Source organism: Cupriavidus mimosae, from assembly GCF_023952485.1.
GTDB classification, from domain to species: Bacteria; Pseudomonadota; Gammaproteobacteria; order Burkholderiales; family Burkholderiaceae; genus Cupriavidus; species Cupriavidus taiwanensis_C.
Genome location: NZ_JALHRY010000007.1, coordinates 292,042 through 307,121, shown reverse-complemented (window position 1 = coordinate 307,121; position 15,080 = coordinate 292,042). Strand labels below are relative to the sequence as shown.

General features: G+C 67.4%; 13 protein-coding genes. 2 read left to right on the top strand and 11 right to left on the bottom strand.

Annotation, left to right across the window (positions count from 1 at the left end):
* Positions 1-32 precede the first annotated feature (32 nt).
* From MKD50_RS15780 to MKD50_RS15755, 6 genes are all read right to left on the bottom strand, one after another.
* Positions 33-1,955 carry a PrkA family serine protein kinase gene (locus MKD50_RS15780; protein ID WP_012355394.1) on the bottom strand — a complete coding sequence of 641 codons (1,923 nt, stop codon included), beginning with the start codon at positions 1,953-1,955 and terminating at the stop codon, positions 33-35.
* A 464-nt stretch (positions 1,956-2,419) separates the two neighbouring features.
* Positions 2,420-3,607, bottom strand: a complete 1,188-nt coding sequence (locus MKD50_RS15775) for an acyl-CoA dehydrogenase family protein (protein ID WP_252667634.1) — start codon at positions 3,605-3,607, stop codon at positions 2,420-2,422.
* A gap of 133 nt (positions 3,608-3,740) precedes the next feature.
* A complete protein-coding gene (locus tag MKD50_RS15770) occupies positions 3,741-4,520 on the bottom strand; it encodes an enoyl-CoA hydratase/isomerase family protein (RefSeq protein ID WP_115681565.1) in 780 nt (259 codons plus the stop codon).
* A gap of 21 nt (positions 4,521-4,541) precedes the next feature.
* Positions 4,542-5,525, bottom strand: a complete 984-nt coding sequence (locus MKD50_RS15765) for a Bug family tripartite tricarboxylate transporter substrate binding protein (RefSeq protein WP_115699860.1) — start codon at positions 5,523-5,525, stop codon at positions 4,542-4,544.
* A gap of 58 nt (positions 5,526-5,583) precedes the next feature.
* On the bottom strand, positions 5,584-7,296 hold the full coding sequence (locus MKD50_RS15760; RefSeq protein ID WP_240071754.1) for a long-chain fatty acid--CoA ligase: 1,713 nt from the start codon (positions 7,294-7,296) through the stop codon (positions 5,584-5,586).
* A gap of 53 nt (positions 7,297-7,349) precedes the next feature.
* A complete protein-coding gene (locus tag MKD50_RS15755; RefSeq protein ID WP_252667632.1) occupies positions 7,350-8,381 on the bottom strand; it encodes a Bug family tripartite tricarboxylate transporter substrate binding protein in 1,032 nt (343 codons plus the stop codon).
* Positions 8,382-8,687: 306 nt separating this feature from the next.
* On the opposite strand from MKD50_RS15755, the gene MKD50_RS15750 reads away from it, so the two are divergent.
* On the top strand, positions 8,688-9,860 hold the full coding sequence (locus MKD50_RS15750) for an AraC family transcriptional regulator (RefSeq protein ID WP_252667630.1): 1,173 nt from the start codon (positions 8,688-8,690) through the stop codon (positions 9,858-9,860).
* Positions 9,861-9,883: 23 nt separating this feature from the next.
* Here the strand turns inward: MKD50_RS15750 and MKD50_RS15745 are convergent, their stop codons facing one another.
* The 3 genes from MKD50_RS15745 to MKD50_RS15735 all read right to left on the bottom strand — a co-directional run bounded on the left by MKD50_RS15745 (position 9,884) and on the right by MKD50_RS15735 (position 12,364).
* Positions 9,884-10,090 (bottom strand): DUF6494 family protein, encoded by a 207-nt coding sequence (locus MKD50_RS15745; protein ID WP_252667628.1) that lies wholly within the window; start codon positions 10,088-10,090, stop codon positions 9,884-9,886.
* A gap of 115 nt (positions 10,091-10,205) precedes the next feature.
* Complete coding sequence (locus tag MKD50_RS15740) at positions 10,206-11,450, bottom strand: CaiB/BaiF CoA transferase family protein (RefSeq protein ID WP_115699855.1); 1,245 nt, start codon at positions 11,448-11,450, stop codon at positions 10,206-10,208.
* Positions 11,450-12,364 carry an SDR family NAD(P)-dependent oxidoreductase gene (locus tag MKD50_RS15735; protein ID WP_240071752.1) on the bottom strand — a complete coding sequence of 305 codons (915 nt, stop codon included), beginning with the start codon at positions 12,362-12,364 and terminating at the stop codon, positions 11,450-11,452. The genes MKD50_RS15740 and MKD50_RS15735 overlap by 1 nt, the downstream gene beginning before the upstream one ends.
* 202 nt (positions 12,365-12,566) lie before the next feature.
* On the opposite strand from MKD50_RS15735, the gene MKD50_RS15730 reads away from it, so the two are divergent.
* A complete protein-coding gene (locus MKD50_RS15730; protein ID WP_012355383.1) occupies positions 12,567-13,469 on the top strand; it encodes a LysR family transcriptional regulator in 903 nt (300 codons plus the stop codon).
* 14 nt (positions 13,470-13,483) lie between these two features.
* On the opposite strand, the gene MKD50_RS15725 is transcribed toward MKD50_RS15730, so the two are convergent.
* Positions 13,484-13,990: a DUF2628 domain-containing protein gene (locus MKD50_RS15725; RefSeq protein ID WP_240071751.1), complete on the bottom strand. Its 507-nt coding sequence runs from the start codon at positions 13,988-13,990 to the stop codon at positions 13,484-13,486.
* A 194-nt stretch (positions 13,991-14,184) separates the two neighbouring features.
* Positions 14,185-14,652 carry an MgtC/SapB family protein gene (locus MKD50_RS15720; RefSeq protein WP_115699852.1) on the bottom strand — a complete coding sequence of 156 codons (468 nt, stop codon included), beginning with the start codon at positions 14,650-14,652 and terminating at the stop codon, positions 14,185-14,187.
* Positions 14,653-15,080: the final 428 nt, after the last annotated feature.

Here is a 15,080-nt window from a genome sequence, read left to right as displayed (position 1 = left end):
GCCCTCGTTGAGAGACCTGTTCCGCGGCGCCGTTACGATGACTTTCTTACGCGCAGATACCACTCCACCAACAGTCTCACTTGCTTGGGCGTGTACCCCTTCTCGACCATGCGGTTGACGAAGTTCTCGTGCTTGTCCTGGTCTTCGCGGGAAGACTTGGCGTTGAACGAGATCACCGGGAGCAGGTCCTCCGTGGTGGAGAACATGCGCTTCTCAATCACCATCCGCAGTTTTTCATAGCTGGTCCAGACCGGGTTCTTGCCACCGTTGTTGGCCCGCGCGCGCAGCACGAAGTTGACGATCTCGTTGCGGAAGTCCTTCGGGTTGGAGATACCCGCGGGCTTTTCCACTTTTTCCAGCTCGTCGTTCAGCGCGTTGCGGTCGAGGATTTCGCCGGTGTTGGGATCGCGGTACTCCTGGTCCTGGATCCACAGGTCGGCGAACACCACATAGCGGTCGAAGATGTTCTGCCCGTACTCAGAATACGACTCAAGGTAGGCGGTCTGGATCTCCTTGCCGATGAACTCAACGAACGGCGTGGTCAGGTACTCCTTGATATACGACAGCAGCTTGGCTTCCTGCTCCGGCGGGAACTGCTCGCGCTCGATCTGCTGCTCGAGCACGTACAGCAGGTGCACCGGGTTGGCCGCCACTTCGGTGTTGTCGAAGTTGAAGACCTTGGACAGGACCTTGAACGCGAAGCGCGTCGACAGCCCGTTCATGCCCTCGTCGATGCCGGCGTAGTCGCGGTATTCCTGGTACGACTTCGCTTTCGGGTCCACGTCCTTCAGGCTCTCGCCGTCGTAGACGCGCATCTTGGAGAAGATGTTGGAATTCTCGGGCTCCTTGATGCGCGTGAGCACCGCGAACTGCGCCATCATCTTCAGCGTGTTGGGCGCGCACGGGGCGGCCGACAGCGAACTGCTGCGCAACAGCTTGTCGTAGATCTTGACCTCGTCGGACACGCGCAGGCAGTACGGCACCTTGACGATATAGATCCGGTCGAGGAAGGCCTCGTTGTTCTTGTCCGCCTTGAAGGTCTGCCACTCGGCCTCGTTCGAGTGCGCCAGGATGACGCCGTCGAACGGGATCGCGCCGAAGCCTTCCGTGCCCTTGTAGTTGCCCTCCTGGGTCGCGGTCAGCAGCGGGTGCAGCACCTTGATCGGCGCCTTGAACATTTCGACGAACTCGAGCAGGCCGCGGTTGGCCAGGCACAGGCCGCCGGAATACGAGTACGCGTCCGGGTCGTCCTGCGGGAAGTCCTCGAGCTTGCGGATGTCCACCTTGCCCACCAGCGACGAGATGTCCTGGTTGTTCTCGTCGCCCGGCTCGGTCTTCGAGATCGCGATCTGCGACAGCACCGACGGGCGCAGCTTCACCACCTTGAACTTGGTGATGTCGCCGTTGAACTCGTGCAGGCGCTTCACTGCCCATGGCGAGGCAATGGTATTGAGATAGCGCAGCGGGATGCCGTAGTCCTCTTCCAGGATCTTGCCGTCTTCTTCCGGCGAGAACAGACCCAGGGGTGACTCGTGGATGGGCGAGCCCTTCAGCGCGTAGATGGGGATCTGTTCCATCAACGCCTTCAGCTTCTCCGCGAGCGAGGACTTGCCGCCGCCGGGAGGCCCGAGCAGATACAGGATCTGCTTGCGCTCTTCCAGGCCCTGCGCCGCGTGCTTGAAGAACGAGACGATCTGCTCGATCGTGTCCTCCATGCCGTAGAAGTCGCGGAAGGCCGGATAGATGCGAATGACCTTGTTGAAGAACAGGCGGGACAGCCTGGGATCGTGGTGGGTATCCACCAGCTCAGGCTGACCGATCGCGGCGAGCATGCGTTCGGCAGCGGTCGCGTAGGCAGTCGGATCCTTCTTGCAGATCTCCAGGTATTCCTGGATGCTGTATTCCTCTTCCTTGCGAGCTTCGAACCGCGTAGCGTAATGGCCAAAAATGTCCATACCTCACTCCCGTCAGAGTTCACGTCCGAGGCGTAGGTAGTGCTACCCCCAAGGCTTCGCGCAACGTTCGCGGTACACCACCCCGGCCTGGAGACCTGTCATGTTGCGAAGTCTTTACTTCATCATAGTCAAATAACGGCGATGGTGGAGTCCGAGTTGACGAATCGTGCATCGATGCAACGGGTGTTTCGCTGCTGCATTTCCCTCTGCATTCCGCCGGATTTCGCTGTCAGCTTTTGGCTGATTCCACTCGGCTTCGCCTCCGCGCGCGACGGGCCATTGACCATGCTTGTGACACACCTTACACCTTTCCCGCCATCCGTGCACAGCCGGTTTTGTAACCATAAGCACGAAAGCCGGCACAGGTGCCGGCTTTCATTTTTCGCATGGTCTCAGACGTTTTGCGTCATGCGCGCACTAGCACATGGACAGTGCTGATAGCGCTTTGCGCCCGCCGGGCAGGGTCACAGCGTGCGCGCGACCAGCTCCTTCATGATCTCGTTGGAGCCGCCGAAGATCTTGCTGACGCGGGCGTTCGCGTACATGCGCGCGATCGGGTATTCCAGCATGTAGCCATAGCCGCCGTGCAACTGCAGGCACTCGTCGATGACCTGGCAGTTCTGTTGGGTACACCACCATTTGGCCATCGCCGCGGTGGCCGCGTCGAGCTGGCCGTCCATCAGGCGCTGCATGCAGTCGTCGACGAAGGTCGCGGCGATGGTGGCCACGGTCTTGCATTCGGCCAGCTTGAAGCGCGTGTTCTGCAGGTCGCCGAGCGGCTGGCCGAACACCTTGCGCTGGCGCACGTAGTCGGTGGTCAGCTCGATCGCGCGCTGCATGGTGGCGACGGCGCCCAGCGCAATGATCATGCGCTCCTGCGGCAGCTGCTGCATCAACTGGTAAAAGCCCTGCCCCTCCTGCGTGCCGAGCAGGTTGTCGCACGGCACCAGCACGTCGTCGAAGAACAGCTCGGCGGTGTCCTGGCCCTTCTGCCCGATCTTTTCCAGGATGCGGCCGCGACGGAAGCCTGGCAGGTCGCGGGTTTCCACCATGACCAGCGACACGCCGCGCGAACCGGCTTCCGGATCGGTCTTGGCCACCACGCAGATCAGGTCGGCGTGGTAGCCGTTGGTGATGAAGGTCTTGGCGCCGTTGATGCGATAGCAGTCTCCGTCCGCGGTCGGTTCCCGCAGCGCGCGGGTGCGTATCGCTTTGAGGTCGGAACCGGCGCCGGGTTCCGACATCGCGATGGCGGCCACCAGTTCGCCGCTGGCCATCTGCGGCAGCCATTTCTGCTTCTGCGCTTCGGTGCCGTAGCGCAGCAGGTAATGCGCCACGATGCCGCTGTGCACGTTGTTGCCCAGGCTGGTGCAGACCGCGCGCGACATCTCCTGGGTGATGATGGCCTCGTGGGCAAAGGTGCCCCCGCCGCCGCCGTATTCCTCGGGGATGCTGGCGCACAGCAGCCCGATCTGGCCGGCGCGGCGCCACATGTCGCGGTCGATGTAGCCTTGTTCGGCCCAGCGCGCCTCGTTGGGAGCGAGTTCGCGCTCGACGAAGCGGCGCACCGTGTCCTGGAACATTTCCAGCTCTTCGTTCATCCAGGGGGTCTGGCGTGCGGCGGGCGCCGCGTTCTGGTCTTGAGATCCCATAAGTCGTACCGGTATCAGGGTAAACGTGAACAATGATGCGGCAGGCGTCGGACGATGCCGGATACCTGCCTATATAGATAAGGGCGAAAACAAGGGGTGACCGATGCTGCGGGCAGCAAGCCCGGCCGGCCCCTCAGTCCGGCCAGCGGTAGCGCAGCGGCTGCTTGGCCATGAAGCGGTCGGCGGCCTCGCGGCGGTAGCCGGTGGAGAAAGCGATGCCCTGCGCGTCCGCCTCCATCGCCAGCATGGTGCCCAGGTCCTGGCCCAGCGATGCATTGAGCGCCTGCTTGGTCAGGCTGACCGCCACCGGCGAGGCCTCGGTGAATGCCTGCGCGAGCGCACGGGCGCGCGCCTGCAGGCCGTCGGCCGGCACGATTTCCATGACGATGCCAAGGTCTTGCGCGGCCTGGGCGCTGAGCTCGCGCATCGAGAACATCAGCGCCTTGGCCCGCTGCAGTCCGATCATGCGCGGCAGCGTGTAGAACACGCCACAGTCCGGCACCAGCCCCATGCGCAGGAACGGCAGCCCGAAGCGCGCGCGCGGCGTGGCCAGGATGATGTCGGCCGTCAGCGCCAGGCTGAACCCTGCGCCATAGGCCGCGCCGTCGACCGCGGCAATGACCGGCACGTCGAGCTGGATCAGGTCCTCCAGCCAGCCGTGGAGCTTGCGCAGGCGCCTGCGGCCCTGCTCCGCGCTGATTTCGACCTGCATCGAGCTGATGTCGCCGCCCGACGAGAAATCGGTGCCGGCCGCGGTCAGGATCAGCGCGCGCACGCTGTCGTCGTCCCGTATCCGGCGAATCACTTCGCCGATTTCCTCACGCATCTGGAGCGACAGCGCATTCTTGCGCGCCGGCGCGTCCAGGGTCAGCGTGGCGACGCCGTCCTCGACGGCAAAACGGATGGTTTCCATGGCTTGGCCTCCGCTACGGTGTCAGTCCAGCTGGATGTTGGCGTCGCGCACGATCCTGGCCCACTTGGGCGTGTCGCCCGTGACCACGGCGGCGAGTTCCTGCGGCGTCGAGCCGACCGGCTGCAAACCCATGCCGGCCAGCTTCTGCGTCACTTCGGGCAGCCGCACGATGCGCGCGGTCTCGGCGGCCAGCTTTGCGGTCACGTCCCTGGGCGCGTTGCCGGGCAGGAACAGTCCGAACCAGCCATTGGGCTCGAACCCCGCCAGGCCCAGCTCCGAGAAGGTCGGCACATTGGGCAGCGCCTTGTAGCGCTGGGTTCCGGTGATGCCCAGGATCTTGAACTTGCCGCTGGTGAGATAGGGATTGGCCGAGGTCACGTCGACGAAGGCGCTGTCCACCTGGCCGCCGAGCAGGTCGCTCATCAGCGGCGCCGCGCCCTTGTACGGGATATGCGCGATCTCGATGCCGGCCTGCTGCCGCAGCAATTCGCCGTGCAGGTGCGACGAGGTGCCGTTGCCGTACGAGCCATAGCTGAGCTTGCCGGACTTGGCCAGCGCCAGGAACTCGCGCATGGTGCTGGCCGGCACGCGGTTGGGCACCACGAACAGGTCCGACGACTTGGCGATCAGCGACACCGGGGTGAAGTCTTTGGCGACGTCGTACGGGGTGCGCTTGTACAGCGCCGGCGACTGGATCAGTGCGGTGATCGCCAGCAGCAGGGTGTAGCCGTCGGCCGGCGCCTTGGCGACGGTGTCGTTGCCCAGCATGCCGCTGGCGCCGGGCTTGTTTTCCACCACCACCGGCTGGCCCAGGCTTTCGGCCAGGCGCTGGCCGATCAGCCGGCCCACGGTATCAGTGCCGCCGCCGGCGGGGTATGGCACGATCAGCCGGATCGGCTTGGCGGGATACGGCTGCTGGGCGAAAACCTGGCCCGCGCCGCCAAGGATGGCCGCGCCGGCCAGGGTGCCGGCCTGCGCCAGCCATTTGCGTCTGCTCTGCTGCATGGTGTCTCTCTCTCTTTGCTGCTCGGGTTGCTGCGCTGGGTGGGCATCAGCGCCACCATCAGTTGCCGGGGTGGTCCGGCTGCATCTCGCGCTCCTGCAGCGCGCGCCACAGGATCTTGCCGGTGGCCGACTTGGGCAGCGCCTCGACCACGTCGACGATGCGCGGCACCTTGTACGCCGCCATGTGCTCGCGGCACCAGGCCATGATGCGCTCGGGTTCGGCCTCGGCCGTGCCGCGCGCGTCGGGGCGCAGCGCCACCACCGCCTTGACGGTTTCGCCGCGGCGCTCGTCGCGCGCCGCGATCACGCAGGCTTCGTGGATGGCCGGGTGGCCGTACAGCATGTTCTCCACCTCGGCCGGCCAGACCTTGTAGCCCGACGCGTTGATCATGCGCTTGAGGCGGTCGCGCATGAAGAAGTAGCCTTCCTCGTCCATGAAACCCAGGTCGCCGGTGCGCAGGAAGCGCTTGCCGTCGAGCTCGATGAAAGTGGCGGCGTTGGCGTCTTCGTTGTGCCAGTAGCCCTGCATCACCTGGCCGCCGTGGACCACGATCTCGCCGGTCTCGCCGTGCGGCAGTTCGCGCAGCGTTTCGGGATCGACCACGCGCGCGTCCACGCCGAAGGTGGCGATGCCCAGGCATTCGCGCTTGGGCTGGTTGCGCGGGTTCGACAGGATGAAGGCCGCGGTCTCGGTCATGCCGTAGGCCTCGACATAGGGCAGCCCGAAGCGCTGCTGCAGCATGTTGGCCACCGCTTCCGGCATGGCCGCGCCGCCGCCGCCGACGTAGGCCAGGCTGGACAGGTCGCGCGCGTCGATGCCGGGCTGGGAGAAAAAGTCCACCATCATCGCCGGCGGCGCGCCCCACACCGAGACGCGGTAGCGCTCGATCAGGTCCGCGGCCAGCGCCCGATCCCAGCGCGGCATCAGCACCACCGTCGCGCCCAGGTAGAGCGGCGAGTTCATGCAATTCTGCATGCCCAGCAGGTGGAACATCGGCGCCACCGCCAGCACCACCGATTCGGCCGAGCCGCCGCGCCAGATCACCGAACCGGCAGCCGCGGTCATCAGCGTGCCGTGGGTATGCATGCAGCCTTTGGGGTTGCCGGTGGTGCCCGAGGTGTAGGCCAGCATGCACAGCGTGTCGTGACCGGCCTGGTGCGGCAGCGGCCGGTGTCCGGCGCGGCTGGCGGTGTCCCATGCCACCGGCATCGCGCCCGACGGCGCGGCCTGCGGCGCGGGCGGCGCTTCGCGCAGCCAGGCCGGCACCGGCAGGCCGCCGTCGTCGCGCAGCATGCCCGCGTAGTCGTGCAGGATCACGTGGCGCAGCGCGGGACCGTGCAGCGGCGCCATGCGCGGGTACAGCTCGCCGCCGGCGAAGGCGGCGACCGCGCCGCTGTCCTGCACCACGTGGGCGAGCTCGGCTTCGAGCCACATCGGGTTGGCGGGCACGACCACGCCTTCGGCGCGCAGGATGGCGTAATAGGCAATGATGAACTGCGGGCAGTTCTGGCTGAACAGCACTACGCGGTCGCCGGGCTGGATGCCGCAGGCCTGCTGCAGGTAGCCGGCCATCCGTTCGATCTCTTCGCGCAGCTCGCCATACGAGATCGCGGTGCCGAAGTACTGGATCGCGGGCTTGTCCGGATAGCGCTGCGCCGCGACCTCGACGTTGTAGAACAGGCTGGTGCGCGGCGTATGCAGCGTGGCGGGCAGGCCGGGCGGCCAGGCGGGGGAACGGAATGGCTGGGTGGTGCGTGTGGCAGGCTTCATTGCAGCAATTGGTGGGTCAGATGCAGGTCAGATACAGCTCAGGCGGAGAGGACTCAATCCAGGCGGATATTGCGCGTGCGGATCACCTTGCCCCAGCGCACGTAGTCGGCCTGGATGGTCTGGGCGAAGGCATCCGGCGTGCTGCCGGTCAGGATCACGCCAAGCTCGCTCATGCGCTTGCGCACGTCGGGCTGGGCCAGCACGCGGTTGACGTCGGCGGAAAACTTCTCGACGATCGGGCGCGGCGTGGCGGCCGGCAGCAGCAGGCCGAACCAGCCCATCGCGTCCATGCCTTCGATGCCGGCCTCGCGGAAGGTCGGCACGTCCGGCAGTTGCGGCGCGCGCGCGGGTCCGGTCACCGCCAGCGCGCGCAGGCGGCCGGTGGCGACATGGGGCTTGGCGCCCATCACCGAGATCACCGCGGCCGGCACCTGGCCGCCGAGCAGGTCGTTCAGTTCCGGCGCCTCGCCCTTGTAGGACACGTGGAGCATGTCGATCTTGGCGGCGTCGTTGAAGACCTCGCCATACAGGTGGCCGCTGGAGCCTGCGCCAAACGAGCCATAGGAGAACTGCTTGGGCTTGGTGCGCACCAGCGCGATAAAGTCCTTCAGGTTGGTGGCCGGCACGGCATTGGCATTGACGGCGAACACCAGGTTGGTGGTGCCGAGCTCGGAGACGGCGGCAAAACCCTTCACCGGGTCATACGGCGCGCGCGCATACAGGCTCGGCGCCTGCACCAGCGGCGTGATCGTCAGCAGCGCGGTATGGCCGTCGGCCTCGGCACGGGCGACCACTTCGGCGCCCAGCATGCCGCTGGCGCCCGGGCGGTTCTCCACCACCACCGGCCGCTTCCACTGCTTGCCCAGGCCCTCGGCCAGCGCGCGCGCCAGCACGTCGGTGGCGCCGCCGGCCGGGAACGGCACCACCATGCGCACGGTGCGTGCCGGGAAGTCAGCCTGGGCGTGGGCCACGCCCGCGCCCAGCATGCCGGCTGCGAGTCCGCTCCACGCCAGCAATCCGGCGCCGAGGCGGCCGAGGGTACGGCGACGCGGACTACGCTTGCCACTACGACGATCTGCCTGCATGTGCTGTCTCCTTTGGTTTTTCCGTGGGCGGGCATGGGCATTTTTTTTGCCGCATTGCAGGATCCGCCCGGGCCGGTGGGCCGGCCTTGTAGAGGTACTTGCCGGAGAGTGCGCGATGCTGCGGTGCGTGGACAATGACCAGACGCGCCAAAATGATTGGCCGAATCGCTCAGGCGGAAGGCAGGCTTTGGCAAATCCCGATTGTGCGGCGCCGCGCGCGCTTGCTAAGGTGGCGCCATGATGTGGCCAGAGGGCTGAAAGGCCTGGAGAGGCCGGCACCGGCGCGTCGCCGTGACGAGGAGACCCATGCAAACAGCCGTTCTGCCATCGCTGCGCCCGCCGATGCCGGGCAAGCCGCACATTGCCGGCCACGCGCTGCCCGCGGCGCGCCTGCGCGAAGCCGGCAGCCCGGCGGCTTCAGGCGCGACGGTGGAACCACCCGCGCCGGCTCGCCACACCATCGCCATCCAGCATGTGACGCATATCCTGCAAGGAGCGCGGCGGCTCGGCTACGACATCGATGCGCTGCTGCGCCGCGCCGACATCTCGCCGGCCCTGCTGGCCTCGCCAAGCGCGCGTGTGACGCAGGGCCAGTATGCGGCACTGATCCGCACGCTGCGCCGGGTCATGCGCGATGAGCTGTGGGGCCTGCTGGACCGGCCCGTGACGCCCGGCGTGTTCGCGCAGGTGTGCCGCAGCCTGGTCCATTGCGCCACGCTAGAGGACGCCATCCGCACCGGGCTGCGCCTGTACCGGCAGCATATCGACGCCTTCGCGCCGCGCCTGCATGTGGGCGTCGACGGCAAGACCGCGGCGGTGGTGCTGCATCCGCGTGCGCCCGCGTCGGCGTGCCGCAGCTTTGCCGAATCGACCTTTGTGTTCCATGCCTATGCGCTGGTCAGCTGGCTGGTGGCCGGGCAGATCCCGCTGACGCGGGTCGACCTGAGCGCCGCCGCGTCGCAGGGGCGCACCGATACCGAGCGCGTATTCAAGGCCGCGGTCAGCTACGGCCAGCCCGTTACCGCCCTGCACTTCGACGCCGCCTCGCTGCGCCTGCCGGTGATGCAAGACGCCGCCAGCCTGCGCGACTTCCTGCGCGAGACCCCGCGCAACCTGCTGATCCGCTACCGCGACAACAGCTGCCTGGCGGAACGCATCCGGCAGCACCTGCGCTCGCACCTGGACGACGAACTGCCGTCGCTGGAGCAGATGGCGCAGCTGCTGCGGCTCACGCCGCAGACCCTGCGCCGGCGCCTGCGCGACGAAGGGCGCGGCTACCAGAGCATCAAGGACAGCCTGCGGCGCGACGTGGCCATCGGCATGATGGAGCGTCCCGGCATGACGCTGCAGGACGTGGCGCTGCGGCTCGGTTTTTCCGAGCCGAGCACGTTCCACCGCGCCTTCAAGAAATGGACCGGCGTGGCGCCGGGGGAATACCGGATGCGCGGCATGCGCAGGGAAGGCGTGCCGGCGGCCTAGCCGGCGATGGCGCAGCCGGCGGCTTACTCGAGCCGAATCTCGCCGTCGAAGCGCGCCTGCAGCTTCACCGCCGTCAGCTCCAGCGTCACCGCCACAGGCAGGTGTTCGTTGCCGGCCAGCGTGCCGTCGGCCACGGCCCGGGCGATGGCCTGCTCGATCTCGCGCTGGGAATTCACGCCAACCACCTTCAGGAACTTGCGGATGCTGAGGTTGAAGGTTTCTTCGTCCATGGCTGTCTCCGGGAAGGGCGCGGCATGCGGCCGCTACCCGGACAGCCTACGCCAGTGACGCGATCCCTGCAGCGGCGCGCCGGCCCGCGCGCTCGACGCGGCGGCCGGCACGCGCTCAGACCACGCCCTGCTCGCGCAGCCGCGCGATGCGCTCGGCCGACAGGCCCAGCACCGTCTGCAGCACCTGCCCGGTATGCTGGCCCAGGCGCGGCGGCGGCGCATCGTATTGCACCGGGGTGGCCGACAGCCGCAGCGGGCTCTTGACGGTCGGGCACAGGCTGCCGTCGTCGCGCACCAGGTCGACCTGCAGCTCGCGATGCCGCACCTGCGGATCTTCCAGCACCTGGCCATAGTCGTTGATCGGCCCGCACGGGATGCCCTGCGCTTCCAGCGCCTGCACCCAGTGCGCGGTCGGCCGCGTGCGCATATGCGCCTCGAGCAGGGGCACCAGCGTGTCGCGGTGGATGATGCGGCCGGGGCCGGTGGCAAAGCGCTCGTCGGCGGCCAGGTCGGGACGCTCGACACCGCGGCAATACGCCTGCCACTGCCCGTCGTTGCCGGCCGCGACGATCATGTAGCCGTCGGCGGTGGCGAACACATGGTAGGGCACCATGTTGGCGTGCGCGTTGCCGTAGCGCGGCATGGCCTGGCCGGTCACGCGCTGCGCGATGATGGGGGTGGCGCCCACCGCCACCACCGCGTCGAGCAGCGCCATGTCGATATGCTGGCCCTCGCCGGTGCGTTCGGCATGGCGCAGCGCGGCCAGCACGGCCACGGTGGCGTACATGCCCGTCAGCATGTCGACCACCGCCACGCCCACCTTCTGCGGCCCGCCGCCGGGCAGGTCGTCGCGCTCGCCGGTGACGCTCATCAGGCCGCCCAGGCCCTGGAAAATAAAGTCGTAGCCGGGCTTGTGCGCGCTCGGCCCGGTCTGGCCATAGCCCGTGATCGAACAGTAGACCAGTGCCGGGTTGACCGCCTTCAGGCTGTCATAGTCCAGCCCGTAGCGCTTCAGGTCGCCGACCTTGTAGTTCTCCAGCACGATCTGCGACTTCGCGGCCAGCTCGCGCACGATCTGCTGCCCCTGCGGGCTGGCGATATCGAGCGTGACCGACTGCTTGCCGCGGTTGGCGCCGGCAAAGTAGGTGGCGTCGCGCGACGGCTGCCCGTCCGCGCCGGGCAGCCACGGCGGCCCCCACGAACGGGTATCGTCGCCGGCGCCGGGGCGCTCGACCTTGATCACCTCGGCGCCCAGGTCCGCCAGGTTCTGCGCGCACCACGGGCCGGCCAGGATGCGCGACAGGTCCAGCACGCGCACGCCGGCAAGCGCGCCGCGCACCGGGGCTTGGCCGGCCGTCATCAGATCGGGTCCCAGCTGATCACGTCGGGCGAGCGCTCCAGCTTGAAGAAGCTGCTGCGCATCGCCGGCATGGCGACCTCGCCCACCGATTCCGGCGTCCAGCCCTCGCTCATATGGACCGAGCGCACCGGACGCGGCTGGCTCATCAGGATGATCTCGTTGGCGCGCACCGCGAAGATCTGGCCGTTGACCTCGCTCGCCGCCGGGCTGGCCAGGAAGACCGCGACTGGGCCGATCTTGCCGGCTTCCATCTTTTGCAGCTTGGCCACGCGCGCCTTTTCTTCCGGCGTTTCGGCGGGGATCGAGCTGGTCATGCGGCTCCACGCGAACGGCGCGATGCAGTTCGAGCGCACGTTGAAGCGCTGCATGTCCAGCGCGATCGACTTCGACAGCGCGGCGATGCCCAGCTTGGCCGCCGAATAGTTGGCCTGGCCCAGGTTGCCGATCAGGCCCGAGGTGGAGGTCATGTGCACGTAGGCGCCGCTCTCCTGGTCCTTGAAGTAGTTGGCCGCGGCGCGGCTGACGAAGAAGGTGCCGTTCAGGTGCACGTCGATCACCGAGCGCCATTCTTCCTCGTTCATCTTGAAGAACATGCGGTCGCGCAGGTTGCCGGCGTTGTTGACCACGGCGTCGATGCGGCCGAAGTTGTCGAGCGCGCATTGCACGATGGCGTTGGCGCCGGCCCAGGTCGACACGCTGTCGGTGCTGGCCACGGCTTCGCCGCCGGCGGCACGGATTTCCTCGACCACGCGCTGCGCGGGACCGGCGTCACCGCCCTCGCCGGTCATCGACACGCCCAGGTCATTGACCACCACCCTGGCACCGGCGGCCGCCATGGCCAGCGCGATGCCGCGTCCGATCCCACCCCCGGCGCCCGTCACCAGCGCAACCTTGCCTGCCATCAAACCGCTCATTGCATGCTCCTCGGAACTCGTCCTCTGAATACTTTTTGTGCGGTCACCGACCGCAAACCCGGTGAAACAGCCGCCGCGCAGCGGGCCACGCCCGCCGCTGCGGTCAATCCGGATGTCCACGCCGCAGCGGATACGATAAATTGACGCCCGAGCCTTTGGAATTCACGAATCACAAAACTGGCCTTTGGCCTGACAGAAGCCCATGCATTACGACCTGACCGACCTCCGCCTCTTCCTGAATGTCGGCGAGACGGAGAACCTGACCCGTGCCGCCGAGCGCAGCTTTCTGTCGCTGCCCGCCGCCAGCACGCGGATCAAGCAGCTGGAAGAGGCGTTCCAGACACAATTGCTGATCCGCCAGGTCAAGGGCGTGCGGCTTACGCCGGCGGGCGACGCGCTGCTGCGCCACGCGCGCGAGGTCTTCCGCGAACTCGAATGCCTGCATGCGGACCTGCGCCCGTATGCCAAGGGCGTGAAGGGGCGCGTGCGGCTGCTGGCCAACACCACCGCGACCAACTCGTTCCTCGCCACCGGCGTGTCGCGCTTCCTCAGCGAGAACCCGGACGTGGATATCGAGCTGGAAGAGCACCTGTCGCAGGAGATCGTGTCGGCAATCAGCGCGGGCGCCGCCGACCTCGGCATCGTCGCCGGCGAGGTTGCCACCCAGGACCTGGATGCGATGCACCTGTGCAGCGACGCGCTGATCGTGATCGCGCCGGTCAACCATCCGCTGCCGACCTTCAAGCGGCTGCATTTCGCCGACCTGCTCGATACCTGCCGCTTTGTCGGGCTGAACCAGTTCAGCGCGATCCAGTCATTCCTCGACCGCATTGCCGCCGGCATGGGCAAGCGCATCAGCCTGCGCATCCAGGTAGGCAGCTTCGATGCGGTATGCCGCATGGTCGAGGCCGGCGCCGGCATCGCCATCGTGCCCAACAGCTGCGCGCGCCGCTATGCCAGCCGCAAGGTGCTGCGCTTTATCCCGCTGGAAGACGAATGGGCCAGGCGCGAGCTGCGCCTGGTGCGCCGGCCGGGGCGAGAGCTGCCGCAGTTCGCCGAAACCCTGATCCAGTACCTGGTCGACGCCGCGCGCGAGCCCGTCTAGAGCGCCGCGCGGTTTCAGCCTGCGCCGGGCGCGCCGCCCAGGACCATCAGCGCCGCCAGCGGACGCAGCGACACCACCATCACCAGCAACAGCAGGCCCATGGCGAACACGCCCGGCCAGCTGGTGCGGCCGCGGCGTTCCAGCGAGTCGTTCACCAGCTCGGGCGAGTAGTGGTACTCGCGCACATGGCGGATGGTGGCCTCGGCGTGCCAGCGGTACAGCTCGTTGCCGTACAGCCCCAGCAGCAGCGCCATCGCGTACAGCAGCGGCCGGCCCGCCATCGGCAGCTGCAGGCCGAACAATGCATGCAGCAGCGGCTCGGCGCCGACGATCAGCGCATACACGCCCACCTGCCAGTACATGCGCCGGTAAGCCATCCAGAACGGGCCCAGCAGGCACGCCGCCCAGTTCCACGAGATGCCGCCGTGGGTCTCTGCCACCGACCAGCGCTCGCCGTAATACGGAAAGCGCGGCCCCACGAATGCGGCCAGCGCCGCGTCGTCACGGATCGATGCATGCATGCCAACCTCCCCTCTGCTGCGTCGGCAGCGCCCTGGCTTCGCGGCGCAACCTGTGCCACAGCATAGGGCGCGCGGGGCCCCGGCTGTGTGCGCCGGCGCGCATTCGGCGCGCGTTGGCCGCACGAACACCAAGAAAAAGGGTGGATTGGCGCGCAAGGGCACAGACCGGCGCACCGGTCCGTGGTGCGGCGACGTTACTTCCAGCGCTGCAGGATCTGCAGGATGACCAGCGTGAACACCGTGGCGATCACCGCCGTGGTGTCGCGCCCGAGCCCGGCCGCCACGCCGATCGCTGCCACCATCCAGATGCTGGCCGCGGTGGTCAGGCCCTTGATATGAGCTTCATCGTTCTGCTTGAGGATGGCGCCCGCGCCGAGGAAGCCGATGCCGGCGATCAGCCCCTGCAGCACGCGGCTCATGTCGGCCAGCGGCACGCCCGCCTGCAGCGGCACCAGCACGAACAGGGCCGAGCCCAGCGCCACCAGCATATGGGTGCGCAGCCCCGCCGCCTTGCCCGAGGACTCGCGCTCATAGCCGATCACGCCGCCGAGCAGCACCGCCATGAACAGCCGCACCAGGATGCGGGTGGCCTCGGCCGCGTCCGGCACATCGGCAAATTCCGCGCGAAAGGTACGGAAGATATCGGTCCAGACAGACTCCATCGCCAGCCTCCGGGGACTAGGGTGCAGGCCTGAGCGTAGCACGGCACACCTGGCACGCGGCAAGACTTGTGCGGCACATCCGGTCCTTCCGGCGTGTGCGGCGGCGTCCTACACGGCAAGCGGAAGCTCCCCGACAGTCCCGCCGACGCGGCATTCCTATATTGGAATCACCAACAACAGTCCTCCAATGGAGTTGCACCATGCCCTATATCCTCGCCTGGCTACTTGGTGTTCCGGCCTTTGTCCTGATCCTGATCTGGCTCTTCGTCCACTGATCGGCAGGCAGTGCCACGGCACCGGCCCACCCTCCACCGGCGCCCCGCGCGCCACACCTGCACGCCCGGTTCGCCGGGCGTTTGCATGGTGGCGCGGCCTTCGCTGCGACGCTTGCTGCCCACCTAAGCCGGCCCTAAGCCGCTCTTTCGCAA

Coding starts and splice junctions, on each gene's coding strand:
- MKD50_RS15780 (WP_012355394.1), bottom strand. CDS start 1,955: ATGGACATTTTTGGCCATTACGCTACGCGGTTCGAAGCTCGCAAGGAA.
- MKD50_RS15775 (WP_252667634.1), bottom strand. CDS start 3,607: ATGGGATCTCAAGACCAGAACGCGGCGCCCGCCGCACGCCAGACCCCC.
- MKD50_RS15770 (WP_115681565.1), bottom strand. CDS start 4,520: ATGGAAACCATCCGTTTTGCCGTCGAGGACGGCGTCGCCACGCTGACC.
- MKD50_RS15765 (WP_115699860.1), bottom strand. CDS start 5,525: ATGCAGCAGAGCAGACGCAAATGGCTGGCGCAGGCCGGCACCCTGGCC.
- MKD50_RS15760 (WP_240071754.1), bottom strand. CDS start 7,296: ATGAAGCCTGCCACACGCACCACCCAGCCATTCCGTTCCCCCGCCTGG.
- MKD50_RS15755 (WP_252667632.1), bottom strand. CDS start 8,381: ATGCAGGCAGATCGTCGTAGTGGCAAGCGTAGTCCGCGTCGCCGTACC.
- MKD50_RS15750 (WP_252667630.1), top strand. CDS start 8,688: ATGCAAACAGCCGTTCTGCCATCGCTGCGCCCGCCGATGCCGGGCAAG.
- MKD50_RS15745 (WP_252667628.1), bottom strand. CDS start 10,090: ATGGACGAAGAAACCTTCAACCTCAGCATCCGCAAGTTCCTGAAGGTG.
- MKD50_RS15740 (WP_115699855.1), bottom strand. CDS start 11,450: ATGACGGCCGGCCAAGCCCCGGTGCGCGGCGCGCTTGCCGGCGTGCGC.
- MKD50_RS15735 (WP_240071752.1), bottom strand. CDS start 12,364: ATGAGCGGTTTGATGGCAGGCAAGGTTGCGCTGGTGACGGGCGCCGGG.
- MKD50_RS15730 (WP_012355383.1), top strand. CDS start 12,567: ATGCATTACGACCTGACCGACCTCCGCCTCTTCCTGAATGTCGGCGAG.
- MKD50_RS15725 (WP_240071751.1), bottom strand. CDS start 13,990: ATGCATGCATCGATCCGTGACGACGCGGCGCTGGCCGCATTCGTGGGG.
- MKD50_RS15720 (WP_115699852.1), bottom strand. CDS start 14,652: ATGGAGTCTGTCTGGACCGATATCTTCCGTACCTTTCGCGCGGAATTT.